At 68.6% G+C, this 25,512-nt stretch carries 19 protein-coding genes; 10 read left to right on the top strand and 9 right to left on the bottom strand.

Annotated features, from left to right (window positions below; translation table 11 throughout):
- The first annotated feature begins 213 nt into the window (after window positions 1–213).
- Together AC2A1N_RS07995 and plsB are read left to right on the top strand one after the other, a co-directional pair.
- Complete coding sequence (locus AC2A1N_RS07995; protein ID WP_484371954.1) at window positions 214–1,167, top strand: hypothetical protein; 954 nt, start codon at window positions 214–216, stop codon at window positions 1,165–1,167.
- Window positions 1,167–3,803, top strand: coding sequence for a glycerol-3-phosphate 1-O-acyltransferase PlsB (gene plsB / locus AC2A1N_RS07990; protein WP_061479924.1), 2,637 nt, complete (start codon window positions 1,167–1,169; stop codon window positions 3,801–3,803). The genes AC2A1N_RS07995 and plsB overlap by 1 nt, the downstream gene beginning before the upstream one ends.
- A gap of 88 nt (window positions 3,804–3,891) precedes the next feature.
- Here plsB and AC2A1N_RS07985 read toward each other — a convergent pair whose 3' ends face one another.
- The gene (locus AC2A1N_RS07985; protein WP_005421068.1) at window positions 3,892–4,095 is read right to left on the bottom strand and encodes a YdcH family protein; all 204 of its coding nucleotides are present in this window, start codon (window positions 4,093–4,095) and stop codon (window positions 3,892–3,894) included.
- Window positions 4,096–4,186: 91 nt separating this feature from the next.
- Here AC2A1N_RS07985 and ttcA point away from each other — a divergent pair, with 91 nt between their 5' ends.
- Genes ttcA through AC2A1N_RS07970 form a run of 3 tightly spaced genes read left to right on the top strand, consistent with a single transcriptional unit; the run spans window position 4,187 to window position 6,888 of the window.
- Entirely contained in the window at window positions 4,187–5,107 is a 921-nt protein-coding gene (ttcA, locus tag AC2A1N_RS07980; RefSeq protein ID WP_172412120.1) for a tRNA 2-thiocytidine(32) synthetase TtcA, read from the top strand.
- Between the two features lie 36 nt (window positions 5,108–5,143).
- A complete protein-coding gene (locus AC2A1N_RS07975) occupies window positions 5,144–6,049 on the top strand; it encodes a recombination-associated protein RdgC (RefSeq protein WP_005421064.1) in 906 nt (301 codons plus the stop codon).
- A gap of 59 nt (window positions 6,050–6,108) precedes the next feature.
- On the top strand, window positions 6,109–6,888 hold the full coding sequence (locus tag AC2A1N_RS07970; RefSeq protein ID WP_242890387.1) for a M48 family metallopeptidase: 780 nt from the start codon (window positions 6,109–6,111) through the stop codon (window positions 6,886–6,888).
- A 304-nt stretch (window positions 6,889–7,192) separates the two neighbouring features.
- Here the strand turns inward: AC2A1N_RS07970 and AC2A1N_RS07965 are convergent, their stop codons facing one another.
- The gene (locus AC2A1N_RS07965; RefSeq protein WP_061479921.1) at window positions 7,193–8,059 is read right to left on the bottom strand and encodes a methylglyoxal synthase; all 867 of its coding nucleotides are present in this window, start codon (window positions 8,057–8,059) and stop codon (window positions 7,193–7,195) included.
- A gap of 167 nt (window positions 8,060–8,226) precedes the next feature.
- Here AC2A1N_RS07965 and AC2A1N_RS07960 point away from each other — a divergent pair, with 167 nt between their 5' ends.
- Complete coding sequence (locus AC2A1N_RS07960) at window positions 8,227–10,635, top strand: ATP-binding protein (protein ID WP_061479920.1); 2,409 nt, start codon at window positions 8,227–8,229, stop codon at window positions 10,633–10,635.
- Here the strand turns inward: AC2A1N_RS07960 and AC2A1N_RS07955 are convergent.
- The 3 genes from AC2A1N_RS07955 to AC2A1N_RS07945 form a co-directional block, all read right to left on the bottom strand.
- Window positions 10,621–12,066 (bottom strand): FAD-dependent oxidoreductase, encoded by a 1,446-nt coding sequence (locus AC2A1N_RS07955; RefSeq protein ID WP_061479919.1) that lies wholly within the window; start codon window positions 12,064–12,066, stop codon window positions 10,621–10,623. The two genes, AC2A1N_RS07960 and AC2A1N_RS07955, sit on opposite strands and share 15 nt — an antisense overlap.
- Window positions 12,067–12,151: 85 nt before the next feature.
- Window positions 12,152–16,606, bottom strand: coding sequence for a glutamate synthase large subunit (gene gltB / locus AC2A1N_RS07950; RefSeq protein WP_242890390.1), 4,455 nt, complete (start codon window positions 16,604–16,606; stop codon window positions 12,152–12,154).
- A 174-nt stretch (window positions 16,607–16,780) separates the two neighbouring features.
- Window positions 16,781–17,170 (bottom strand): I78 family peptidase inhibitor, encoded by a 390-nt coding sequence (locus AC2A1N_RS07945; RefSeq protein ID WP_032954733.1) that lies wholly within the window; start codon window positions 17,168–17,170, stop codon window positions 16,781–16,783.
- Window positions 17,171–17,281: 111 nt separating this feature from the next.
- Between AC2A1N_RS07945 and AC2A1N_RS07940 the strand changes: the two genes are divergently transcribed.
- Window positions 17,282–18,340 carry a DNA topoisomerase IB gene (locus tag AC2A1N_RS07940; protein ID WP_061479917.1) on the top strand — a complete coding sequence of 353 codons (1,059 nt, stop codon included), beginning with the start codon at window positions 17,282–17,284 and terminating at the stop codon, window positions 18,338–18,340.
- On the opposite strand, the gene AC2A1N_RS07935 is transcribed toward AC2A1N_RS07940, so the two are convergent.
- Window positions 18,328–18,636 (bottom strand): hypothetical protein, encoded by a 309-nt coding sequence (locus AC2A1N_RS07935; RefSeq protein ID WP_005421049.1) that lies wholly within the window; start codon window positions 18,634–18,636, stop codon window positions 18,328–18,330. The two genes, AC2A1N_RS07940 and AC2A1N_RS07935, sit on opposite strands and share 13 nt — an antisense overlap.
- Before the next feature lie 196 nt (window positions 18,637–18,832).
- Between AC2A1N_RS07935 and AC2A1N_RS07930 the strand changes: the two genes are divergently transcribed.
- Entirely contained in the window at window positions 18,833–19,939 is a 1,107-nt protein-coding gene (locus AC2A1N_RS07930) for an SDR family oxidoreductase (RefSeq protein ID WP_061479916.1), read from the top strand.
- Between the two features lie 33 nt (window positions 19,940–19,972).
- Here AC2A1N_RS07930 and AC2A1N_RS07925 read toward each other — a convergent pair whose 3' ends face one another.
- Window positions 19,973–21,040, bottom strand: a complete 1,068-nt coding sequence (locus AC2A1N_RS07925) for a serine hydrolase domain-containing protein (protein WP_484371951.1) — start codon at window positions 21,038–21,040, stop codon at window positions 19,973–19,975.
- A 188-nt stretch (window positions 21,041–21,228) separates the two neighbouring features.
- Here AC2A1N_RS07925 and AC2A1N_RS07920 point away from each other — a divergent pair, with 188 nt between their 5' ends.
- Together AC2A1N_RS07920 and AC2A1N_RS07915 are read left to right on the top strand one after the other, a co-directional pair.
- Window positions 21,229–21,615 (top strand): BlaI/MecI/CopY family transcriptional regulator, encoded by a 387-nt coding sequence (locus tag AC2A1N_RS07920; protein ID WP_072167402.1) that lies wholly within the window; start codon window positions 21,229–21,231, stop codon window positions 21,613–21,615.
- 3 nt (window positions 21,616–21,618) lie between these two features.
- A complete protein-coding gene (locus AC2A1N_RS07915; RefSeq protein ID WP_154350008.1) occupies window positions 21,619–23,610 on the top strand; it encodes a M56 family metallopeptidase in 1,992 nt (663 codons plus the stop codon).
- A 67-nt stretch (window positions 23,611–23,677) separates the two neighbouring features.
- Here the strand turns inward: AC2A1N_RS07915 and AC2A1N_RS07910 are convergent, their stop codons facing one another.
- Entirely contained in the window at window positions 23,678–25,081 is a 1,404-nt protein-coding gene (locus AC2A1N_RS07910) for an SGNH/GDSL hydrolase family protein (RefSeq protein ID WP_154350009.1), read from the bottom strand.
- Window positions 25,044–25,367 (bottom strand): I78 family peptidase inhibitor, encoded by a 324-nt coding sequence (locus tag AC2A1N_RS07905; RefSeq protein ID WP_154350010.1) that lies wholly within the window; start codon window positions 25,365–25,367, stop codon window positions 25,044–25,046. Before AC2A1N_RS07905 ends, AC2A1N_RS07910 begins: the two co-directional genes overlap by 38 nt.
- Window positions 25,368–25,512: the final 145 nt, after the last annotated feature.

Genomic DNA, 25,512 nt, shown 5'->3' with positions numbered 1-25,512 from the left:
ACAACACTGTCCTCCGGCCCCGCGCCGGCTTGAAGAGCCTGTGATCCCCGTGATCCGGGCTCTTTTTTTATCCCGGTGGCGGCGCTGGGGTCAGATCCCTTCTGCCCGCAGCAGAGGAGATCTGACCCCCTTGGCTGGAAACCGTGACGTCCCGGCTTGCCGCTGTCACGTCGCAGGCCGCAAGATGCGGGCCGGTCCGGGGAGTCCGAGTGCATGAGCGTGGCGGTGCGAGGAAAGTCTGCGCGTGGATGGGGGCTGGCGGCCATGCTGCTGCTGGCCGTGGCGGGGTGCCGCGAGTCTGCCAACGATCCGGCCAGGCCGGCGGCCGAGCCGGTGGCTGCAGTACAGGCGATGGCGTTGCGCCTGGCCGAAGATGATCTGGTCGGCTACGCAAAGCTGTCGGTGCCGCCGGGCCAGTACCAGCGCCTGCAGCAGGCGTGGGTGGAAGGCCACGGCCAGTGGCCGCTGACCGAGCTGCCACTGGGCGACCAGCTGCTGCCGATGCTGGCCGCACTGCGCAAGCCCGATGCCAGCGCCGAACTGCAGCGCAGCTTCGATCGCCAGCTGGCTGGCCAGGCCGGCGCCGTGCGCCAGGCCGCACAGTCGATGGGCAGCTTCGGCGTGCAGTACCTGCGCCACCAGAAGGGCTACACGCCCAGCCAGCAGGCCCACTACATCGCCCTGGTCGAGACCCTGGCGGGGTGGGCGCAGGCTGCCCCGATCAGCGACCGCGCACGTGCCCGCAGCACCATCGCCGCGCTGGTCGGCGCCGCCAGCAAGGTCGGCTTCGAGGATGAAGCCGGCCTGCAGGCGGCCGGCATGGAAGGCAGCCTGCAGCAGCTGGCGCCGTTCATCCACACCCTCAAGGCGGTGCTGGGCAGCTACGGACTCGCCGTGGACGACGCGCTGCGCAGCGTACGCGGCGAACTGCTGTCGGTGGAAGGTGACAATGCGCTGGTGCGCCTGCACTACGACCTGGCCGGTCGCGAGATGACCCTGCAGCTGCCACTGAGCCGGCGCGAGGGCCACTGGTACCTGACCCGCACCCTGGCCGACACCGACGCGCTGCTGCGCAAGGCCGATGCGGCCCGCGCGGCTGCGTCGCCAGCACCGGCCGAAGCCCCCGCCGAGGGTGGGGAAGCGGCAACACCGCCGGCTAAGCCATAATGGCGCCGATGTCGAAACAGAACCCGCTGCCGTTCCCCGGCGAAGAATCCCAGTCGACGCCCGCCGATACGGTGCCGGCGTCCCCCTCGACCGGTACCGGCCCGAACCCGGTACCGCCGCCCGCGCACGCGCGTCCGGCCGGCCGCCGTCCTCTGTGGGCCCGACTGCTCGGTCGCCTGGTCGAGCCGTGGCTGTCGCTGAAGATCGAACCGGAAGACCCGGGCCAGTACAACGATGGCCGCCCGGTCATGTACGTGCTGGAAGACTACGGCCTGTCCAACGCGCTGATCCTGGACAAGGCCTGCCGCCAGGCCGGCCTGCCGTCGCCGCTGGTGCCGCTGGCCGGTGATCCGACCGGCCGCAAGCGCGCCTATCTGGCGCTGTCGCGGCGCAGCTCCAGCAACTCGCTGATTCCCGAGCAGCGCGGCGCCAAGACCCACTCCGATTCGCTGGCCAAGGTCCTGCAGGCGCACCGCGTGCGCGATGACCTGGATGTGCACCTGGTGCCGGTGTCGATCTTCGTCGGCCGCGCGCCGGACAAGCAGAGCGGCTGGTTCGCGGTGCTGTTCTCGGAAAACTGGGCGCTGGTGGGCCGCTTCCGCCGCCTGCTGGGGTTGCTGCTGAACGGGCGCAATACCATCGTGCGCTTCGCCCCGCCGATCTCGCTGCGCAGCACCGTCGACGAAGGCCTGGAGCCGGAGCGCACGGTCCGCAAGCTGCAGCGCGTGCTGCGCACCCATTTCCGCCGCATCCGTGAATCGGTGATCGGCCCGGACCTGTCGACCCGGCGCCTGCTGGTGGACCAGGTGCTGGCCGCCGAGCCGGTCCGCGAAGCGATCGCCGCACAGGCCAAGCGCGACAACTCGAAGCCGGCCGATGCCTGGAAGAAGGCACACGCCTACGCCTGGGAAATCGCTGCGGACTATTCCAGCCCGGTGGTGCGCTCGGCCAGCTTCATGCTCAGCCACGTGTGGAACCGCATCTATGCGGGCGTGCTGGTGCACCACCTGGACAAGTTCAAGGCCGCCGCGCCGGGCCACGAAGTGGTCTACGTGCCCAGCCACCGCAGCCACATGGACTACCTGCTGCTGTCCTACCTGCTGTACGACCGTGGCATCGTGCCGCCGCACATCGTCGCCGGCATCAACCTGAACCTGCCGGTGGTCGGCACCCTGCTGCGCAAGGGCGGTGCGTTCTTCATCCGCCGTTCGATCCGTGGCAATGCGCTGTACTCTGCGGTGCTCAGTGAGTACGTCGCGCAGCTGGTGGCCGGTGGCTACTCGCTGGAGTACTTCGTCGAAGGCGGCCGCTCGCGTACCGGGCGCCTGCTGCAGCCCAAGGGCGGCATGATCTCGATGACGCTGCGTGCATTCCTGCGCCAGCCGCGCAAGCCGGTCCTGTTCCAGCCCATCTACATCGGCTACGAGAAGCTGATGGAGGGCGGCAGCTACCTGGACGAACTGTCCGGCCGGCCGAAGGAAAAGGAGTCGATCTGGTCGCTGCTGTGGGGCATCCCCAAGGTGCTCAAGCAGAACTACGGCCAGGTGGTGGTGAACTTCGGCGAGCCGATCGCGCTGAACGACGTGCTGGCCGAGAAGGCCCCGGAGTGGAAGGGCGAGGCGGTGTCCGAGGACGAGAAGCCAGCCTGGCTGTCGACCACGGTGGATACGCTGGCCGAACGCATCCAGGTGCGCATCAACGGCGCTGCCGACGTCAACCCCATCAATCTGCTGGCGCTGGCCCTGCTGTCCACGCCGAAGCACGCGATGGGCGAGGCCGACCTGATCGCGCAGATCGAGCTGTGCAAGACGCTGCTGGTCGAGATGCCGTACTCGGACCGGGTGACGGTGACCCCGCACTCGCCGGAGCGGATCATCGCCCATGCCGAGGAGATCAACGTCCTCACCCGCATCAAGCACCCGCTCGGCGATGTGCTCAGCGTCAGCGGCGACACCGCGGTGCTGCTCAGCTACTTCCGCAACAACGTGGTGCACCTGTTCACCGCCTCGTCGTGGGTGGCCTGCTGCTTCCAGAACAACCGCCGCATGAGCCGTACCGGCCTGGTCCAGCTGGGCCGCACGGTATATCCGTTCCTGCAGGCCGAGCTGTTCCTGCCGTGGAGCGAGGACGAGTTCGCGCAGCGCATTGACCGCACCATCGACGTGTTCGTGCGCGAAGGCCTGCTGCAGAACGTCAACGATGACGACGGCGGCATCCTGGCACGCAACACCGGGCAGACCGACGAGGTGTTCCGCCTGCGGGCGATCGGCCATTCGCTGCAGCAGGCGTTCGAGCGCTACTACATCGCCATCTCGGTGCTGGTGAAGAACGGCCCGGGCGTGCTCGGTGCGGCCGAGCTGGAAAGCCTGTGCCAGCAGGCCGCGCAGCGCCTGAGCCTGCTCTATGCGCCGGCCGCTCCCGAGTTCTTCGACAAGGCCCTGTTCCGCGGCTTCATCCAGAAGCTGCGCGAACTGCGCCTGGTGTGGCCGGACGAGAACAGCAAGCTGCTGTTCGATGAACGCCTGGATGCCTGGGCCAAGGACGCCAAGTTCATCCTGGGGCGCGAGCTGCGCCACACCATCGAGCGGGTCAGCCCTGAAGCAGCGCGCCCGGACGAGCCTGCGCCGCAGGATTGAAGGCAGCGCCGGCTCCTGCGGTGGGTGTGGACCTTGGTCCACACCTTCCAGCCGTGCCAACCAAGGTTGGCACCCACCAGGACGGTCTTTAGGCCGGCTCGTCGGGAATCTGCAGGCTTTCCAGCCTGGCGATGCAGTCCTTCAACTGCAGCTTGCGCCGCTTCAGGCGCTTGGCTTCCAGTTCGTCCTCGCCGTTGGCCGCCATGCGGGTGATCTGTTCATCCAGCAGGCGGTGCTCGGCGCGCAGGGCGGCGAGGTGCTCGACGATCTCGGCGGGGCTGTAGGTATCCACAGCCTCCGAGCATACACAGCGTTGATGACTGCCGGGAGAGGGGAAACCCGACCCCCGGCCGGGGCGGCTCCGAGCCGTTAGAATGGAACCCATGAGTGCCGTGATTTCCCTTCCCGATCCCCAGCCGCGCGCCGCCCGCGATCCACGCGTGGCCGAGCGCGAGCAGCACAAGCTGGCCAAGCGCCTGCGCCGCCAGGTCGGCGAGGCGATTGCCGACTTCGGCATGATCGAGGCCGGCGACAAGGTCATGGTCTGCCTGTCCGGCGGCAAGGACAGTTACACCCTGCTGGACGTGCTGCTGCAGCTGCAGAAGAAGGCGCCGGTGCCGTTCGAGCTGGTGGCGGTGAACCTGGACCAGAAGCAGCCGGGCTTCCCCGAGCACATCCTGCCGGAGTACCTGGCCGGGCTGGGCGTGCCGTACCACATCATCGAGCAGGACACCTATTCGGTGGTCAGCCGGGTCATCCCGGAGGGCAAGACGATGTGTTCGCTGTGCTCGCGCCTGCGTCGTGGCGCGCTGTACAACTACGCCGAGACCCATGGTTTCACCAAGATCGCGCTGGGCCACCACCGCGACGACATGGTGGCCACGTTCTTCATGAACCTGTTCCACCACGCCAAGCTGGCGGGCATGCCGCCGAAGCTGCGCAGCGACGACGGCAGGCACGTGGTGATCCGGCCGCTGGCCTACGTGCGCGAGCGCGACATCGTCGACTACGCGCAGGCACGCCAGTTCCCGATCATTCCCTGCAACCTGTGCGGCAGCCAGGAGAACCTGCAGCGCCGCCAGGTCGGCCTGATGCTCAAGCAGTGGGAAAAGGACCATCCGGGCCGCATCGAGCAGATCGCGCGCGCCATGGGTGAAGTCCGGCCCTCGCAGCTGGCTGACACCACCCTGTTCGACTTCATGGCGCTGGGCCGTCGCGACGACACGCCGCTGCCCGACGCCCATGCCTGGCTGGCCGGCTCCCCGGCCGACGCCGACGCAGATCCCGAGACGCCCACCGTTTAAGGTCGGTCGCCCTTCCTCTTCGCCATCCGGAATTCCATGTTCTTTCGCAACCTGACGTTCTTCCGTTTCCCGACCACCACCGATTTTTCCGAAGTCGATACCCTACTGCCGCACGCCGTGCTCAAGCCTGTCGGCGCGCTGGAAATGAATTCGCGCGGCTTCATTTCGCCGTTCGGCCGCGAGGAGAAGGAACTGCTGTCCCACCGCATCGCCGAACACCTGTGGCTGACCGTGGGTGGCGAGGACAAGATCCTGCCGGCGGCGGTGGTCAACGACCTGCTCGAGCGCAAGCTGGAGGAGATCGAGGAGAAGGAAGGGCGGCGCCCGGGTGGCCGCGAGCGCAAGCGCATGAAGGACGACCTGCTGCATGAACTGCTGCCGCGCGCCTTCGTGAAGTCTTCGCGCAACGATGCCTTCATCGACCTGCAGCACGGCTACGTGGCGGTGGATACCTCCAGCCGCAAGACCGGCGAATACTTCATGTCCGACATCCGCGGGCTGCTCGGCAGCTTCCCGGCGATGCCGCTGAACGCCGAAGTCGCGCCGCGCTCGATCCTGACCGGCTGGATCGCCGGCGAGCCGCTGCCGACCGGGCTGAGCCTGGGCGAAGAGTGCGAGATGAAGGATCCAGTCGAAGGCGGCGCGGTGGTCAAGTGCCAGCACCAGGAACTGCGCTGCGACGAGATCGACAAGCACCTGGACGCCGGCAAGCAGGTGACCAAGCTGGCGCTGATCTTCGAGGACAACCTGTCGTTCGTGATCGGCGACGACCTGATCGTGCGCAAGCTGAAGTTCCTCGACGGCGCCCTGGACCAGCTGGAGCATGCCGACGAAGACGGCCGCCGTGCCGAGTTCGATGCCCGCTTCGCCCTGCAGAGCGCCGAGATCCGCCGCCTGTTCCTGTTGCTGGAAGAAGCGTTCAAGCTCAGCAAGGCTGACTGAACAGGCAGCCCGACGGTCGCCGGTCATCCGGCGGCCCGAAGCAGCGCTATGCTGGGCGCATGAGCCGTCTGCTGCGCCGCCTGATCACTCCGACCCCGCCCGCCACCGTACAGCGCGACACCGTTCGCCTGCGCCTGGAGGATGCCGAGATCGAGGTGCTGCGCGTGCGCGATCCGCGCGCGCGGCGCATCAAGCTGAGCGTGGACGAGCGTGGCGCGCGGTTGACGTTACCCCCGCGCGCAAGCCTGGTGATGGGCGAACGCTTCCTGGAACAGCACCGCGACTGGCTGGCGCTGCAACTGCGGCAGTACCAGGGCCAGGGCCTGCCGGCACCGCTGCAGCCCGGCGAAGACGGCGTGCTGCCATTGCGCGGTGAACTGTTGCCGCTGCGCTGGCAGGAAGGCCGCTACGCGCGGCTGGAGATCGACGCGCACGGTGCCTGCGTGCAGTGGCCGACCCGTGGTGGTGACGCCACGCTGCGCCGCCTGCTGCGCGAGTTCTATGAAGCGCAGACCCGCGCCGACGTCGGCCGCTGGCTGCCGAAGTACCTGCCCACCCTGCCGCGCGCCCCCAGCCGCCTGCGCCTGAAGATGATGTCCTCGCAGTGGGGCTCGCTGGCCCCCGATGGCAGCATGGCCCTGGACCTGGCCCTGGTGCTCGGTCGTCCGGAAGCGTTCGAGTACGTGCTGGTGCACGAACTCTGCCACCTGATCCAGCCGAATCATTCGCCCGCGTTCTGGCATGAAGTCGAACAACGTTTCCCCGCGTGGCGCGAGCAGCGCGACTACTTCCAGCTGGAAGGGCGCCGCTTGAAAGCCATGCTCCGCCAGCTGCTGTAACTGTAGAGCCGAGCCCACGCTCGGCTGCCGTTGAATGCAGCCGAGCATCGGCTCGGCTCTACAAAAGCGCGCGCAGCGCGCGACCCGCTCCTGCTCTTCCTTCTTTCTTCCGTGATGGGCACACAGGAAACTGTCCGTGGCCGGGCGGGGTGGGTTGCGCAGGGGCGTGAGCCGCATGGATGCGGCGACCGAGCTTACAAGGACGTACTTGCAGCGACCCCTGCGCAATCCACCCCGCCCGGCCGAGCACGGCTTCTGATTTGAACGGCCCACCGCGAGGGGGCGCAGCCGTTGGCCGAAACCCTCACCCCGCCCGCAATGCCGCCGCGGTCGCCCACCGCGCCGCCACCCGCGGCGCGGTGATGCACACCGCCTGGTCGGTCACCGTTGTCACCGCGCGCTCCAGCAGCTGGATATCGGCCTCGTGCTGGCGTGCCACATGCGGGTCCTCGAAGAAGATCGCGCGCTGGCAGCGCCCCTCCAGCACACGGTCGGCAATCTGCGCATCGCCGCCCATCGGGCCACTCTGGTAGCGCGTCACCCACGGCGTATCGCTGGGCCAGCCGCGGCTCCAGGCCAGTTCGTTCAAGCGCTGGCCGGTGGTGCCGGTCGCCACGCGCTCGCCGAACCGTGCCAGCACATCGAAGTGCTCGTCAGCGAAGGCCAGCATTGCCGGCTTCATCGCGTCGTGCGCGATCAGCGCCAGCGTCTGGTGCTGGAAGGCATGCAGATCGTCGGCACCGGCATCAGCGGCCAGCCCGGCGTGGACGCGTTCCACCTCGATCCAGTCACGCGCAGTGGCCACGGTTGAAATGAACGGCTTGCCGTGGATCACGCACTGCCGCTTGAGCGCGGTTGCCTCCGGAAACACCGAGGAAGGATCGACCGGGTCGATCAGGTAGATCGCGCCGTCCAGGGTGCGCTCCGGCCCCATGCCAACCACTTCGGCCACCAGTTTCATCAGGCCACCCTCGCGTCCGTAGGGATACCGGTGCAGGCCGCCGTAGCCGGCCAGGAAGCCCTGCCGTTCGATCGCATCGTGGGTGCGCCCGACCGCGTGCAGCGATACCCCCAGTTCACGCAGCCCGGCCTCGCTGGCACGCAGCCAGCGGAACAGCGCGGCGCGCGCATCGTGGTGATGGAGACGGTTGGCGGCCAGGCCGATACGCATCGAGCGCTCCGTAGGGACGGGTAGAAGCGGCAGTGTATGTCGGCATTCGCCGATAGGGATGTTTTTCCAATTTTTCTCATTGTCGCGGAAGCGCGCCTCGCTAGCGTGGCTGGCAGCGGTACCGCTGCGCGGCCGTGGTTCCTGCCCGCGAAATGAGGATGTCTACCGTGAATGTCGCCGGCCGCCGCGCCGTCGCCGCTGTCATGGCATCGCTGTTGCTGCCCGGCATCGCTGCTGCGTCCGGCTGTGCGAGTCCACTGCAGGTGGCATGGCGTTCCGATCGGCCGCCGCTGTCATACAACGCGCAGGGCGACCTTGCGGGGTTGGCTGCGGATTACCTGCCGCTGCTGGGCCCGCAGGCAGTGCAGCATGCGCAGCCATTGCCCGCAGCGGTGCTCACCGATGACCCGCTGCCGGCTGGCACCCAGGTGCTGCTGGGCTGGCCGCGCGCACAGCTGCCGACCGGCTGGGTGGCCAGCAGCCCCTACCTGGAAGTGCCACAGGTGATCGTGCGGCGCGAGGGTGCAGCGCCAGTGCTGGGGTTGGAGGGACTGCGTGGCCGCAGCGTGGCCAGCCCGGACCGGTTGCCGCTGGAGGCACTGCTGGCCGAACAGGCCCCAGGTGCGCAGCTGCTGGCACCGGCGCCGCTGGACCACGCGCTGTCACTGCTGCGCGCCGGGCTGGTCGATGCCGTGGTGGCCAATCTCGCTGAAGTCGAAGCCGCGCTTCGCGCCGTGCCGGGTGACCCTCTGGTGATCGCAGCACCCGCGGGCTTCGGCGATGCACTGGTGCTGGCCGCCGTACCGGCCTGTGCCGCGGTGGTCGCTGCCTTCGACCGGGAGCTGCAGCGGGAGGGCGATGCACGTCGGGCGTCGGTTCGCAGTGCCTGGCTGCCGGAACTGCCACGTGCGCGGCCCGCCGGTTCGGCACTGCGCTGGCTGGTGCCGGTGTCGCTGATCCTGCTCGCGCTCATACTGCTGCATGCCTTCGGCTACTGGCGCGTGCATCGCGAGAGCGTGCGTCGCCGGGTGCTGGAGCAGCGCTTGCATGAAGTCACCGCGAACCTGCCGGCGGTGGTCTACCAGGCGCGCCGTTCGGCAACCGGCCACTACAGCCTGGCGCAGATCGCCGGCGACGTGCAGGCACTGTTCGGCGTAGCCGTGGAGACTGAGCGGATCGACCATCTGCAGCTGCTGGCGGCCGTGCATGCCGGTGACCGCAGCCGGGTGATGGCGAGCATCGAAGCGGCCGCGCTCGTACGCGGTCCGATCGACGTTACCTTCCGCACCCGGTCGGCGCAGGGCTGGCGCTGGGTCCGATCACAGGGACGACCGTTGCCGTGCGATGACAGCAGCGTGGAGTGGAGCGGCTACTGGATGGACGTCAGCGAAGCCCAGGCGCGCGCAACGGCGTTGGCCGAGGCGCGCCGCGCGGCCGAGCAGGCGGCGCTGGCCAAGGGCCATTTCCTGGCGACCATGAGCCACGAGATCCGCACGCCGATGAGCACCTTGCTGGGCATGCTGGAGCGGCTGGCTGGCACGGACCTGGATGCGGGCCAGCGGCAGGTGCTGACCACCGTCGGTGACGCAGCGCAGATGCTGCGGCAGATCCTCGACGATGTGCTGCACAGCCAGCGCCTGCAGCCGGCGCCCCTGCAGCTGCGTCCGACCGATCTGGCGGCGCTGGTGCACGCGGTGCAGCAGCTGTTGATGCCCGTCGCGGCCAGCCGCGGGCTGCACCTGTGCAGCGAGATCGACCCGACGTTGCAGCCCTGGTCGCTGGCTGACGGGCTGCGCCTGCGGCAGGTCCTGTTCAACCTGGCCGGCAATGCGCTCAAGTTCACCCTGCAGGGAAGCGTGGTGTTGCAGGTCCGCGTGCTGCAGCAGCGCGACGGCGGCCAGCGACTGCGCCTGCAGGTGACCGACACGGGCGTGGGCATCAGCGTGGAGCGCCAGCAGGCGGTGTTCGCCGCCTATGAACAAGCCGAGACCTCGACCACGCGCCGTTTCGGCGGCAGTGGCCTGGGGCTGTCGATCTGCCGGGAGCTGGCGGCATCGATGGGCGGGCAGCTGCACCTGCGCAGCGTGCAGGGCAAGGGCACCACGGTAGGGCTGGATCTGGATCTGGCGGCCTCTGTGGCAGCCAGGGACGCACCAGTGCCCGCGAGGGCTGCGCCGCGGGCGCTGCCGCCGGCGCGGGTGCTGGTGGCCGAGGATCATCCGACCAACCTGCAGTTGCTGGCACAACGCCTGTGCGAGCTGGGACTGCAGGTGCACGCCTGCGGCGACGGCCTGCAGGCCTGGGAGGCCTGGCAGGGGCAGCCGTTCGACCTGGTGATCACCGACTGCCACATGCCGCACATGGATGGCTTCGCGCTGGCGCGCGCGATCCGTCGCGATACCCACGCTGCCCGTGCTCCGGTGCCGATCATTGCGTTGACCGCCAGCGTGCTGGAACGCACGCGCGAGGCCTGCCGTGAAGCGGGCATCGACCACTTCCTGGCCAAGCCAGTGGAGGCGCACGAACTGCGCGCGCTGCTGGAAGTGCTGCTGTTGCCGGACTCAGTGCGCCAGTAGGCGGACGATGCTCGCAGCGGCGTCGCGGCCTTCGGCCACCGCGGTTACCACGAGATCGGCACCACGCACCGCGTCGCCACCGGCGAACAGGCGTGGATGCGCGGTCTGGAACGGCAGGCGGTCCTTGCCACCGGCGAGGATGCGGCCATTGGGCTGGCCTTCCACCCCCAGTTCCGCCAGCCACGCCGGCACGCTCGGCGAGAAGCCGAAGGCGATGATCACCACGTCTGCCTCCAGCAGCGACTCACTGCCTTCGATCGGCACCGCGTTCTGGCGGCCATTGGCATCGGGCTCGCCCAGCCGGGTCTCGACCACGGTCACGCCGATCACCTCGTCGTCGGCGCCGGCTTCGATCGACAGCGGCTGCCGGTTGAACAGGAAGCGCACTCCTTCCTCGCGTGCATTGGCGACTTCGCGCGCGCTGCCGGGCATGTTGGCTTCGTCGCGGCGATAGGCGCAGGTGACCTTGGCCGCGCCCAGCCGCACCGCGCTGCGCACGCAGTCCATGCCGGTATCGCCACCGCCCAGAACCACCACACGCTTGCCGTTGAGGTCGGGCAGGGCGATGGTGTCTTCCCAGCCGGCGATCGGCCGGCCCTTCGGGTCATCGCCGCCAACGATGCGGCTGTTCTGCACCAGGAACGGCAGCGCCGGCAGCACGCCCTTCAGGTCCTGGCCGACCAGGCCACCATCGGTATAGCGGTAGGCGCCGGTGCCGACGAACACCGCATCGTGGGTCTCCAGCAACTGCTGCACGCTGAGGTCACGGCCGATCTCCACGCCGAGGCGGAACTGCACGCCCATGCCTTCCAGTACTTCACGGCGGCGATGGATCACGTCCTTGTCCAGCTTGAAGCTGGGAATGCCGAACTGCAGCAGGCCACCGATCTGCTCGTAGCGGTCGTAGACCACGGCGGCAATGCCGGCGCGTGCCAGGCGGTCGGCACAGGCCAGCCCGGCCGGGCCGGCACCAATCACCGCCACACTGTGGCCGGTCGGCTGCACCGCGCCCAGGTCCGGGCGCCAGCCACTGGCCAGTGCGGTATCGACGATGTACTTCTCCACCGCGCCGATGGTGACCGCGCCGAATTCCTCCAGCGTGCAGCTGCCTTCGCACAGCCGATCCTGCGGGCAGACCCGGCCGCACACTTCCGGCAGCGGATTGGTGCTGTGGCACAGCGTGGCGGCCTCGTGGATGCGGTTTTCCTGCACCAGCTGCAGCCACTGCGGAATGGCGTTGTGCACCGGGCACTTCCAGCTGCAGTACGGGTTGCCGCAGTCCAGGCAGCGGCCCGCCTGGTACTGGGCGTCTTCCTTGCCGAACTTGCCGTACAGCTCGCCCCAGTCGCCGGACGTGCGCAGTTCCACCGGGATGCGCTGCGGCATGGTGCGGGGCAGGTCGAGGAACTGGAAGGCGTGCTTGCGGCTCATGGCGGACTCTGTGGTGTTTTCCGGATGCAGGCCAGCGGCCGGCACTACGTGATCCTGGGTTGCCGGCCAGCGGCCGGCACTACCGTCAGGCGGCGCGTCGCAGGGTTTCGGTCAGCGACTCGATGCTGGCGGCCTTCGGTTTGACCAGCCAGAACTTGCCGATGTAATCGCGGAACTCGTCCAGGATCTGCTGCGCCCAGATGCTGCCGGTCAGCTCGCGGTGGCGGCCGATCAGGCGGTGCAGGTGCTGACGGTAGTTCTCGAAGCCTTCGGCGGAGACGCGATGGATGTCGATCAGCTCGTGGTTGTAGCGGTCGACGAAATCGCGGTCCACGTCCAGCACGTAAGCCAGGCCACCGGTGAAGCCGGCGCCGAAGTTCAGCCCGACCTTGCCCAGCACCAGCACCACGCCGTCGGTCATGTACTCGCAGCAGTGGTCACCGGCACCTTCCACCACCGCCAGCGCGCCGGAATTGCGCACCGCGAAGCGTTCGCCGGCACGACCGGCGGCGAACAACTCGCCACCGGTAGCGCCATACAGGCAGGTGTTGCCGATGATGGCGGTGCTGCGAGCCTCGAAGCGGGCGCCACGCGGCGGACGCACCACCAGCCGGCCGCCGGCCATGCCCTTGCCGACGTAGTCGTTGGCTTCGCCTTCCACTTCCAGGTGCAGGCCACCGACGTTGAACGCGCCAAAGCTCTGCCCGGCGCTGCCGCGGAAGCGCAGTTCCAGCGGCGCCTCGGCCATGCCCTGGTTGCCGTGCGCGCGTGCCACCGCGCCGGCCAGGCGCGTGCCGATGCTGCGGTCGGTGTTGTGGATCAGGAAGCGGTGTTCGCCGCCGCGTTTGTGCTCGATGGCCGGGGCCAGCAGGCCATCCATCTGCGTGGCCAGGCTGTCCGGCGATTCGTACAGGCGCTGGGCGGCACAGTGGCTGCCCTCGTAGCGGCTGTCGGCCAGCAGCCGCGACAGGTCCACGCGCACGCCATCACGGGGCGCGGCCTCGATCTGCCGCAGCAGGTCGGTGCGGCCGACGATCTCTTCCAGCGAACGCGCGCCCAGGTACGACAGCCAGCCGCGCACTTCTTCGGCCAGCAGGCGGAAGAAGTTCTCCACGCGTTCGGGCTGGCCGGTGAAGTGGTTCTCGCGCAGGCGCTCGTCCTGGGTGGCCACGCCGGTGGCGCAGTTGTTGAGGTGGCAGATGCGCAGGTACTTGCAGCCCAGCACGATCATCGGCGCGGTGCCGAAGCCGAAGCTGTCCGCTCCCAGCAGCGCGGCCTTGACCACATCCAGGCCGGTCTTCAGGCCGCCATCGGTCTGCAGCAGGGTGCGCCCGCGCAGGTCGTTGGCCAGCAGCGCCTGATGCGCTTCGGCCACGCCCAGTTCCCACGGCACGCCGGCATAGCGGATCGAGCTGACCGGCGACGCACCGGTGCCGCCGTCATGGCCGGAGATGGTGATCAGGTCCGCACCGGCCTTGACCACGCCTGCGGCAATCGTGCCGACGCCGGCATGGCTGACCAGCTTCACCGACACCAGCGCGGTCGGGTTGACCTGCTTGAGGTCGTAGATCAGCTGCGCCAGGTCTTCGATCGAATAGATGTCGTGGTGCGGTGGCGGCGAGATCAGGCCGATGCCCGGACGCGCATAGCGCAGGCGTGCGATCAGCTCGTTGACCTTGTGCCCCGGAAGCTGGCCGCCCTCGCCGGGCTTGGCGCCCTGCGCGACCTTGATCTGCAGCACTTCGGCATTGACCAGGTATTCGGCGGTGACGCCGAAGCGGCCCGAGGCCACCTGCTTGATCTTGCTGCGCTTCGCGGTGCCATAGCGTGCGGGATCTTCGCCGCCTTCGCCGGAATTGCTGCGGCCGCCGAGGCGGTTCATGGCGATGGCCAGTGCCTCGTGCGCTTCCGGCGACAGGGCGCCGAGGCTGATCGCTGCGGTATCGAAGCGCGGGAACAGGGCGCTGGCCGGGGCGACCTCGTCCAGCGGCACCGGGATTGCGGCCGGCACCAGTTCCAGCAGGTCGCGCAGCGCCGAGGGCGGGCGCGCGTGCACCGCATCGCAGTACTGCTGCCACGCACGCGCGTCACCGCTGCGCGCGGCGCGCTGCAGGGTGGTGACCACGTCGGGGTTGTACATGTGGTACTCGCCGCCGTGCACGTACTTCAGCAGGCCGCCCACGTCCACGCCCTGCTGCGCATCCCAGGCCTGCGCGCACAGCTCGCGCGCGTCGGCATCCAGGCGTGCGAAGCCGGCGCCGCCGATGCGCGAGGCGGTGTCCGGGAAGCACATGTCCACAACCTCGGGTTCCAGGCCGATGATTTCGAACAGCTGCGCGCCGCGATAGCTGGCCACCGTACAGATGCCCATCTTCGAGATGATCTTCGACAGGCCCTTGTAGATGCCCTTGCGGTAGCGGCGGCCGATCTGCGACTGCTCGCCGCCCTTGCTGAGCTTGAGGATGCCGCGTCGGCCCAGGTCGAACAGGGTCTGGTAGGCCAGGTACGGATACACCGCGGTGGCACCGAAGCCGAGCAGGCAGGCCATGTGGTGCGGGTCGCGCGCGGTGCCGGTTTCGACGATCAGATTGACGTCACAGCGCAGCCCCAGCCGCGAGAGGTGGTGGTGGATGGCGCTGGTGGCCAGCAGGGCATGCACCATCGGCCGACCGGCCACCGGGTAGCGGTCGGACAGCAGCAGCATCACCATGCCCTCGCGCGCGGCCTGCTCGGCCTCGGCACAGATGCGCTCGATGCCGGCACGCAGGCCCTCGTCTTCGCTGTAGGACAGGTCGAGCAGGCGGTTGGCCTGCACGTACTGGTCCATCTTCAGCAGCTGGCGCAGCTTGCGCTGGCTCAGCACCGGCGAGTTGAGGATGACGTGGTTCACCGTCTCCGGGCCGGCATGGAAGATGTTGGTCTCCTTGCCGAGCTGGGTGGACAGGGACATCGCGCAGTCTTCGCGCAGCGGATCGATCGGCGGGTTGGTGACCTGCGCGAAGGCCTGGCGGAAATAGTCGTACAGCGGACGGCTGCGCTGGCTCAGCACGGCCATCGGTGTGTCGTCGCCCATCGAGCCGGTGGCTTCCTGCTCGGTCTCGGCCAGCGGCCGCAGCACCTGTTCCACTTCCTCGCTGCTGAGCTGGTAGAGCTTGTGGTAGCTGCGCAGGGTGGCTTCGTCGAACGGCTCTTCCACCAGCGACGGGTCGATCAGTTCGGTCTGCAGGTAGGTCACGCCCTGCTGCAGCCACTGCTTGTACGGCGCGCGGCCGCGGTTGATGCGGTCCACCGCATCCGAATCGAGCAGGTCGCCGCGCTTGAGGTCGATGGCCACCATTTCGCCGGGGCCGAGCTTGCCCTTGCGCACCACGCGCTCGGTCGGCACTTCCCACACGCCGGCTTCGGAGGCGACCAGGAAGTGGCGGTCGGCGGTCAGCATCCAGCGCGCCGGGCGCAGGCCGTTGCGGTCCAGCGTGCACACCGCGTAGCGGCTGTCGCAGGCGACGATGCCGGCCGGGCCGTCCCACGGCTCGCTGTTCAGGCCGTGGAACTCGTAGAAGGCCGCCAGGTCCGGATCCTTGAACTCCAGCGACTGGGTGGCCGGCGGCACCAGGATGCGCAGCGCCTGGATCAGTTCCATGCCACCGGCGACCATCAGCTCCAGCATGTTGTCCAGGCTCTGCGAGTCCGAACCATGCATGGAGATCACCGGATCGAACTCGGCGATGTCGAAGCGCGGCGTCTTCCACACCTTGCTGCGCGCTTGCGCCCAGCGACGGTTGCCTTCGATGGTGTTGATCTCGCCGTTGTGGGCGAGCATCCGGAACGGGTGCGCCAGCGGCCAGCGCGGCAGCGTGTTGGTGGAGAAGCGCTGGTGGAACACGATCGCGCTGGAGGCCAGTTCGCGGCGCTGCAGGTCGGGGAAGAAGCGGCTGAGCTTGTCCGGCAGCACCATGCCCTTGTAGCTGATCGCATCCGGGGTGAGGGTGGTGACGTAGAAGTCGGCATGGTCGCGCAGCTGCTGTTCGCTGCGGCGACGGGCCAGGAACAGCGCCAGCGCGAAGCCGGCATCATCCTGGCCGACGCCGGCATCGACGAACACCTGCTCGATGCGTGGCAGGGTGTCGCGCGCCAGCTGGCCGCAGACGCTGTCGTCGGTGGGTACCTCGCGCCAGCCGGCGACCTTGCAGCCGACCGCTTCGACCTGCGCCTGCAGCTGCGTGCGGCAGGCGTGTGCAGCCTCGGCATCGTGCGGCAGGAACACCAGGCCGGCAGCGAAGCGTGCGGCGACGGCGATGCCGGCTTCACTGGCCAGCAGTTTCAGGAACGCATCGGGGCGGCGCAGCAGCAGGCCGCAGCCATCGCCGGTCAGGCCATCGGCGGCGACGCCGCCGCGGTGGGTCATGCGCGAAAGCGCGGCGATGGCGGTATCAACCAACAGGCGCGAAGGTTGATCGTCGAGCTGGGCGACCATGCCAAATCCACAGGCATCGCGCTCGGAGCGCGGGTCGTAAAGCCCTTGGCGGTTGCGGGGGGCCATCTCTACCTCGATGCGTATAGGGTTGGCGGCGACACTCGTCCCCGCTCATTCCCTGGAGCGCATCGTGAGGCCACCGGATGCCTCGACTAGATCACAGGTTGCTGCAGCGCCGCAATACACGGTTGCAGGTGCAACAGAACGCGCCGGCAACCCCGTGCCGGCGCGCGGTCGAACTCAGCCGCAGCGCACGCCGCTGACCAGGCCCTTGTCGTCCACTTCGATGTTCAGGCGGTCGCCGAGGAACTCCATGGTGGCGACGTCATTGGGCTTCATGACGCGCAGCTGGTGGGCACCGGCATCTTCCTGCGCCTGCTTGCCCAGCGCGTCGGCGTAGGCCTGGCCGACCAGGCTCTGCACCTGGCTGGCATCGCAGGTGCCGACCGGCGGTGCCTCGGTGGCCTTGCCGGTTTCGTCGGCCGGCGCCTTGGCGGCTTCGGCCGCCTGCTGGGCATGGGCAGTGGCCGAATCCTGTTCATCCAGCGCCGGAGCCTGGCAGGCGGTCAGGGCCAGCACGGCAGGCAGCAGCAGGGCGGAGAGCGAACGGGCGCGAATCGGGAACGACATCATGACTCCGGAAGGGATTGTGAAAGCCCGAGCATAGCGGCGAACCGACCCTCACGTGTTTGTCTTCTGTTATCGACAGGTTCGCGGCATCGCGACGGCGACACTGCGGTCATGCCAACCTCCTCTACCCCCGAACGACAGGCCGCGCGCGCGGCCGGCCTGCGCTATGTCGATGACACCCAGCCAGGCATCAGCCGGCGCCGCGCCGGCAAGGGCTTCAGTTACCGCGATGCCGATGGCCACGCGGTTCGCGATGCCGCCACCCTGCAGCGCATCCGTGCGCTGGCGATTCCACCTGCGTATACCGCTGTGTGGATCTGTGCCCACGCCAATGGCCACCTGCAGGCCACCGGCCGCGACGCGCGTGGACGCAAGCAGTATCGCTACCATGCCGATTGGGCGAAGGAGCGCGATGCCGGCAAGTTCGACCGCATCATCGCCTTTGGCGAGGCGTTGCCCACGCTGCGGCGGCGGCTGTCGCGCGATCTGAAGCAGCCCGGCTTCCCGCGCGACAAGGTGCTTGCGGTGGTGGTGGCCCTGCTGGCCGACACCCTGGTGCGGGTGGGCAACGAAAGCTATGCACAGGAAAACAAATCCTACGGGCTGACAACGCTGCGCAACCGCCACCTGGACCTGCTGCGCGGCGGCCGCGTGCGAATGCGCTTCCGGGGCAAATCCGGGCAGTTGCACGAGGTGGTGGTGGGCGATCGGCGGCTGGGCACGCTGGTACGCGGCATCCAGCAGCTGCCCGGGCAGGCGCTGTTCCAGTACCGCGACGACGAAGGCGCGCTGCAGCCGGTGGATTCCGGCGCGGTGAACGACTACCTGCGCGAGGTGATGGGCGAGGACTTCACCGCCAAGGACTTCCGCACCTGGGGCGGCACGCTGGCGGCGGTACAGGCATTGGCCGCCACCGAACTGCCGGAACCGGCCAGCCAGCGCGCGCTGGCCAGGGCGCAGCGCGAAGTGGTCTGCCAAGTGGCGGCACGGCTGGGCAACACGCCGGCCGTGTGCCGCAAGGCCTACATCGACCCGTGCGTGTTTGCCGGCTGGGAGCGCGGTGAGCTGGCCTCGCTGGCCGGCCTGCGCGGCCCGCGGCAGTGGGAGCAGGCCACGCTGAAAGTGCTGCGCCGGGCGCGGCGGCTCAGTCGCAGTCGTCAGCCGCAGTAGATCGCAACGATGTTGTTGGTCCGGCCCTTCTCGATGGTCAGGCGGTCGCCGCCTTCGCTGGCCGGCGGCACCCGCGGACCGTCATGGCGCAGTACCCGTACGTGCAGGCTGTCGCTGTCCACGCGTGCGCGGGCCACGGTGGCGTCCGAGGCGGCCAGGCCCACCGCGCCGCGCACCCTGTCGCTGTGGCACTGGCCGGAAATCACGCCGTCGATCGGCTGCACCTGGGCCATCGGCGTGCTGCTGCAGGCGGCAAGGGCAAAGCAGGCGGCGGCGGTGGCGATGGCATGTTTCATGGAGGCACTCCTTGTTTGATTGCGTGCAGGGTGCGACGTCAGACGTGGTGGCGGAATGAATGCCGTGCACATCGTGGACACGGCGCGCTCACCGCCGCCAACAGCGTGGGTGGAGACACTGCAGAAGCGGCATGGGCCGCCCCCCGGTAGTGCCGGCCGCTGGCCGGCAGCCCCTTTCCCTCCCGAGGAGACCTGCATGGCCACCACCAGGAAGACCCCCGCCCGCCGTAAGGCATCGCCGAAAGTGCGTAAAGGCAGCACCCCGACCAAGGCGGTCGCCGACCCTGATCGCCCGCGCGTGGTGAAGACCGCAACCCGCAAGGCAGCCGCCAGTGATCCACGGGCGGCACGCGTCGCTGCACGGCAGCGGCGCCTGCAGGACCAGGAGAAGGCCAAGGACGCCCGCGCGGCCAAGAAGGCAACAAAGAAGACCGCGACCCAGGCCGGCGCACGCCGGCAGCCGGAGGCGATGCCGGCGCAGCAGCTGGCCAAGCCCGGGCACGAGCACGAACTGGAGCTGGCGCCCCGTTTCCTTGCGCCCGACTACGCGGGCAGCGGCAAGCTGCAGGGCATGCGTGCGATCGTCACCGGTGGCGACTCCGGCATTGGCCGTGCGGTGGCAGTGTTGTTCGCGCGCGAAGGTGCGGATGTGGCGGTACTGCACCTGGACGAGGCCGAAGACGCGGACATCACCCGCCAGCACGTGGAACGCGAAGGCGGCCGCTGCGTGGTGATCGCCGGCGATGTGCGCGATCCGCGTTTCTGCAACAAGGCCGTCAAACAGGTGGCCAAGGCGTTCGGCGGCATCGACATCCTCGTCAACAACGCCGCGTTCCAGCTGCACTGCGAGCGGCTAGAAGACCTGGAAGACGCGCACCTGCAGGAAACCCTGCAGACCAACATCGGCGGTTACATCCAGATGGCGCGTGCGGTACTGCCGCATCTGGGCGAAGGCGCCAGCATCATCAACACCGGCTCGGAAACGGGGATCTTCGGCAGCAAGGCGCTGATCGACTATTCCGCCACCAAGGGCGCGATCCATGCATTCACCAAGGCGCTGGCCAGCCAGCTGCTGCCGCGCGGCATCCGCGTGAACTGCGTGGCGCCGGGGCCGGTATGGACGCCGCTGAACCCCGCCGACAAGCAGGCCGAAGACGTGGCGGAGTTCGGCAAGGACAGCGACATGGGCCGCCCCGCACAGCCCGAGGAACTGTCGCCGGCCTATGTGTTCCTGGCCTCTCCGGCCTGTGCCAGTTACATCAGTGGGGTGATCCTGCCGGTGATGGGCGGGCCACGGGGTTGAGCCGACGGTAGTGCCGGCCGCTGGCCGGCAGCCTCAGGGCACGGTCACCGCAGGCGCATAGAGATCGGCAATGCGCGGAATGAACTGCTGTGGATTGGCGCCGACCAGATTGGTCAGCACCACCACCGCGACGTCGCGGTCGGGATACATGACGAAGGCCGACCGCGCGCCGCCAATACCGGCCACCTGCAGGTCGGGGGATGCGCGCAGCACCGGCCATCCGCCGGCCCAGGGTCCGGCGCGGCCATCCGTCAGGCGCTCTGCGCTCCACATCCGCCGCAGGGCCGTCTCCGGTAACAGCCGGCCTTCGGTCAGCGTGACCAGCCAGCGCGCGGTGTCGTCGGCGGTGGTGAGGATGCCGCCACCCGCCCACAGCGAAGGCGGTATGTCGTAGAACCAATGCGACAGGCGGGACGGCGCGTCTACAGCGTCGGTGGCACGCGGGGCCAGGCTGTACATCGTCGCCGCATCCGGAATCAGGTCGTAGCTGTCGCCGCAGGTGGTGCGGGCCATGCGTGCATCACTGAACTGGCCGGTGGCAATGAAGCGTTCGTAGGACATGCCGGATTGCCGCGCGATGATCCGCGACAGCAGCACGTAGTTGGTCTGGTTGTAGGCAAAGCGCTGACCGGGTGCCGCTTCGAGCGGTCGCGCGCTGACCGCCGTCCATGCCTGCGCTTCGGAGCCCCCGCCCAGCAGGCCGTTGGCATCGAGGATGTCCGGCAGTCCCGAGGTGTGTGCCAGCAACTGACGCACGCGCACCTCCCTCCATGTGGCCGGGAGATCATCCAGGTAACGTGAGGCGGGCGCGTCCAGATCCAGTTGCCCCTGTTGTGCCAGCTGTGCGGCAGCCACGCCGGTGAATGCCTTGGTGGCCGAATTGAGCGGGAAGCGGGTGTCGCGCGAGGCAAGCACACCGTTCTCCACGTTGGCCAGCCCGTAGGCTTCGGAGAGCACGATCTGCCCGTCCTTGACCACCGCAATCTGCAGCCCGGGGATGCGCTGCTCCAGCATGATCTGGCGGATCAGGCGGCGGGTCTGGTCGTTGGCCTGGTCCTGGCTGGCAGAGACGGCGGCGAAGGGCAGTGCACTGATGAGCATGAGCAGGACTCGGAGCATTGGGCGGGACATGCGGAATTCCAGCGGGCGTTGCGAATCGGATGCAGAGAGCGCGTCGAAGGTTTAAGTGGTCGGTGCCCTACCGTTCGTCGGCCCATGACTTCCGGGGGGTTGACTACAGCTGTCGTCAAGCTGACATTGACGACACGTGTAGTCAAGGGAGTGGTGTCATGCGTGGCAAGACGATCGGGGACCAGGAACTGGCCCTGCTGCAGTACATCGATGAACATGCGCCGGCCAGTGTTGGCGAGGTCGCCAGTGGCTACGGCGAGGCCCGTGGCCTGGCCCGTTCCACCGTGCTGACGATGATGGAGCGGCTGCGGGCGAAGGGGTATCTTCAGCGCCGGCAGCAGGACGGCGTCTACCGCTACCAGGCCACCCGTGGCCCGCAGAGCGTGCTGCAGGGTGCCGTGGCCCAGTTCGTCGACAACACCCTGCAGGGCTCGGTGTCGCCGTTCGTGGCCTATCTGTCGCAGCGGCAGAAGGTCAGCGACAACGAGCTGGCCGAACTGGAAGCGCTGGTCGCCCAACTCCAATCGCGTCGCCACGAGGGCTGAGTCATGGACACCACGATGCTGATCCCGATGCTGGAACGCCTGGGCTGGACCAGCCTGCAGACCGTGCTGCTGGTGGCGCTGGTGTACGGCCTGTGCCGCGCGCTGCCGTCGCTGTCGGCGGCGACCCGCTGCCGCCTGTGGTGGCTGGTCTCGCTGCAGGCCGTGCTCGGCCTGTTCTGGAGCCAGCCGTTGCAGTTGGCCTGGCTGCCTGCCCCGCAGGCGGTGGCGACGACCGCGACCGACGTGGCCGCTGACATCGTCTACCCGCTGGCCCCGGAGGCCTCGGCACAGTTGCTGGCCGCGATGCCGATGCCTGCAGCGGACGCACCGGCAGTGGCGTGGTGGGCCGTCGCACTGGCCGCGCTGTGGGCATCCGGGGTGCTGCTGATGGCGCTGCGTACCTTTGGTGAGTGGCGTCGCTGCCGCGCGCTGCTGGCAGCGGCCTATCCCTGCGAGGACCAGGCGTTGGTGCAGGCCCTGCAGCTGGCTTCCGATGCACACGGCGTGCGGCCTGCGCCGCGGTTGTGGATGAGCACGCAGGTGGACGCACCGCAGCTGGTCGGTCCGTTCCGCCCGGTGCTGCTGTTGCCGGCTGGAGACAACGCCCTGCAGGGCGACGCACTGGACCTGGCCCTGACCCATGAACTGCAGCACCTGCAGCGGCGGGACCTGCAGTGGGGCCTGCTGCCTGCGCTGGCCCAGCACCTGTTCTTCTTCCATCCGCTGCTGCGCCTGTCGGTGCGTGAATATGCACAAGCGCGCGAAGAAGCGGTGGACGCAGCGGTGGTGGGCCAGCACGCTGCCAGCCGCCAGGCCTATGGCCGTCTGCTGCTGCAGCTGGGGGTGGCACCGCAGCCGCACCTGGGCGTGGCCAGTGCCGCACCCGATGCCACCAGCCTCAAGCGTCGCCTGCTCTCGCTGCAGCCGCGCCGGGCCTGCCCCCGCATCCTGGCGATGGCGCTGACTGCTGTGGTGGTGGTGGTGGGCGTGGCGCCGATGCGACTGGTCGCAGCGCCGGTGCCGCCGGCACCGCCCGCGCCACCGGCGGCACCCAAGGTCGTGGCGCCAGCACCGCCGAAGGCTCCCAAGGCTCCGGCCGCACCGCCATCCGCCGCGGGCGTGCCGGCGGCCCCGGCCGCGCCTGCAGCACCGGCCGCGCCGGCCGAACCCGCTGACGCGACCGGGCCCGACGATGCCGATGTGGCCGATGTCGACGATGCCACGGGCATGGCCGAAGACGATGAAGGCACGACGTCGGCCGCCACCTCCATCACCACCTACGGTCGCCTCGACCTGGGCAGGTCGCCCCGGGAGGCCTTCGTTCTGGTCGATGGTGATTCGACCTTCGCCAACGGCGGCATGGACGACGTGACGGTGGCCCGCAGGCAGCTCGGCAAGGGCCCGGCGTTGTGGTTCCGCCAGGGTGACAAGCGCTACGTGGTGCGTGACCCGATGCTGATCCAGACCCTGCAGCGTGCCTACAGCGGTGCCGTAGAGCTGGGCCGCCAGCAGAGCGAACTGGGCCGGCAGCAAAGCGTGCTGGGTCGCCAGCAGGGCGAACTCGGCAGGCAGATGGGTGAAATGAGCCGCCTGCAGGGCGAGGAGTCGCGCCGCATCGCACTGATTGCCGCCGAGGCTGCACGCAATGCGATGGCCGCCCACGACATCAACCGTGAGGCCGCCGCGGAAGCGGCGAAGGCAGCGCGCGGTGCAACCAGCGACGTGGCCGTTGCGCGTGAGGCTGCACGCGAGGCCGCCGCCGAGGCACGCCGTGCGATGCAGGAAGCCCGCAGCGAGGCCGCGCAGTCCGGCCGCACTCGTGACATGCAGCGCCTGGCCAGCCAGCAGTCTGAACTGGCCAGCCGCCAGGCGGCACTGGGCAGCCAGCAGTCAGCGTTGGGCGAGCGCCAGGCACGCGTGCATGCCCAGGCGTCGCAGCAGGCGCAGCAGGTGATCGCGCGCGCACTGGCCAGCGGCAAGGCCGAGCGACTCTGATCGGTAGTGCCGGCCGCTGGCCGGCAATGTGGGGTGCCGGCCAGCGGCCGGCACTACCCTGGGGCAATCAGTGCTGCAGCCAGCGTATCGGGAACGCGTCCGCCATCGCTGCATAGCCGGCATCACTGGGATGCAGATGATCCCCGCTGTCATAGCTGGGAAGCAGATGGGTCGGGCGCTGTGGATCGCGCATGATGCGATCGAAGTCGATGACACCATCGACGCCCTGTGCTGCCCTGATCCAATCGTTCACGGCTTGCCGCTTGGTTTCTCCGGCGGCGTCGAAGTAGCCTGATCCTCCGTAGGGCAGCAACGTTCCAAGCATCACCCTGATCCCACGTTGCCGGGCTCGCTGCACCGACGTGCGCAGGGCGTCGATCAACTGCGCTGCAGACACCGCCTGCGGCGGATGCAGCTGGCCGATGCCGATATCGTTGATGCCCAGCAGCAGCACGGCATGGCTGGCACCGGACACCGCCAGCACATCGTGCCCGAAGCGCGACACGCCTGCTGGCCCGACTCCATCATGCAGCCAGCGATTGCCGGCAATGCCGCCATTGACCACGCTGACCTTGCGCAGGCCTGCACTGCGGACACGGTCATCGAGCAGGTTGGGCCAGCGGAAATTGCGATCCACTGTAGAGCCGGCACCATCGGTGATCGAGTCACCGAAGGCGACCATGACCACCGGCTTGCCGCCAGCTGCTGGTACCGCCGATGGCGGGTTTCCGGCAACGTCAATGGCGTCCAGCCAATAATAGGCCCGCATGGGGTCGGCGGAGCGCAGCAGGGCCGCGCCGACCTGGTTGCCGGGCGCGCGGTAGTTGGTCTGCAGGCCGACCGAATGCGTGGTGACCACCGGCGTCGGTGCCATGACGTACAGGCTGACGGACAGCTCCGTCTGGTCAGCCACATGCAGGTTGATCCGATCACTCCAGCGCTCTTCGCCGGGGGCGAGCGTCAAGCGTGCTGCACCACTGAAACGCAATGAGCGCTGCTTGTGGAGGACGACACCATCGGCGCCCATGCTTGGCGCAATACGGAGGTCCTCCAATGTGACCGGGGCCTTGCCGAACCGGTTGGAGAAGCGAACGCGCAGTGTTTCTCCGCCGCGCGAAAGACGTACGGTCATGCGTACGGTCTGGTCGGCCAGGGTGACGGGTGGGGGCGGGGGAACGATGTTGTCCGGAAAGGTAACGCCGTAGTCCTGCTGGGCGGCGAACCAGGTGGCGGACCATGGGGGCCGGCCCTCATGTGCCGCCAGCGGGGGGGCGGGGGCCACGCACAGCAGAGTGGCGAACAGACAGCCCAACCACCGTCGATACGGTTTCCTGTTGCGGGACCTCGGCATACAGCACTCCTTGCAGTGTGGCTGGAACCTTATCCCGCTGGCGCGGGTGGATACCCGGTGCCAGCGGGATCGGTAAGGAACATCAACCGCAGCTGGCGCGCTCGATGCGGTTCTGCGCATCCACCTGCACGGTCACGCGGTCCTGGCGGAAGTCCATGGTCACCGCCATGCCGGGTTTGACTACCCGTGCACCGCGCGCGCCGCTGTCAGCCACCAGTTTCTTGATCGTGGCTTCGTCGGCGGTTTTGCCGGTGAACGCTTCCAGCGCCTCGGGGCGGCATTCGTGCGGGCCATCGGAGACTTTGGCCGGCAGGCTGCCGGTATCGGCGGTGCCGTTGGCATCGGCATGGCTGCAGGCCGCGAGCGGCAGGATGCTGGCCAGCAGCAACAGGGGGGTAGGGCGCATGGGCACGGCTCCGGTGAAGGGACAGCGGGCAGTGTCGCCGCTGCGCGTCTCTGTGGTGTCAACGCGGCCTGAATCCGTGCCTGGCAAGCGCCACAGTGTGTGAAGTCGTCGAAGAGCAGCGGATTGATGCCTGTGCGGGCAGCGG

The organism is Stenotrophomonas maltophilia group sp. SKK55 (assembly GCF_057179845.1).
This window is presented reverse-complemented; position numbering and strand designations above follow the sequence as displayed.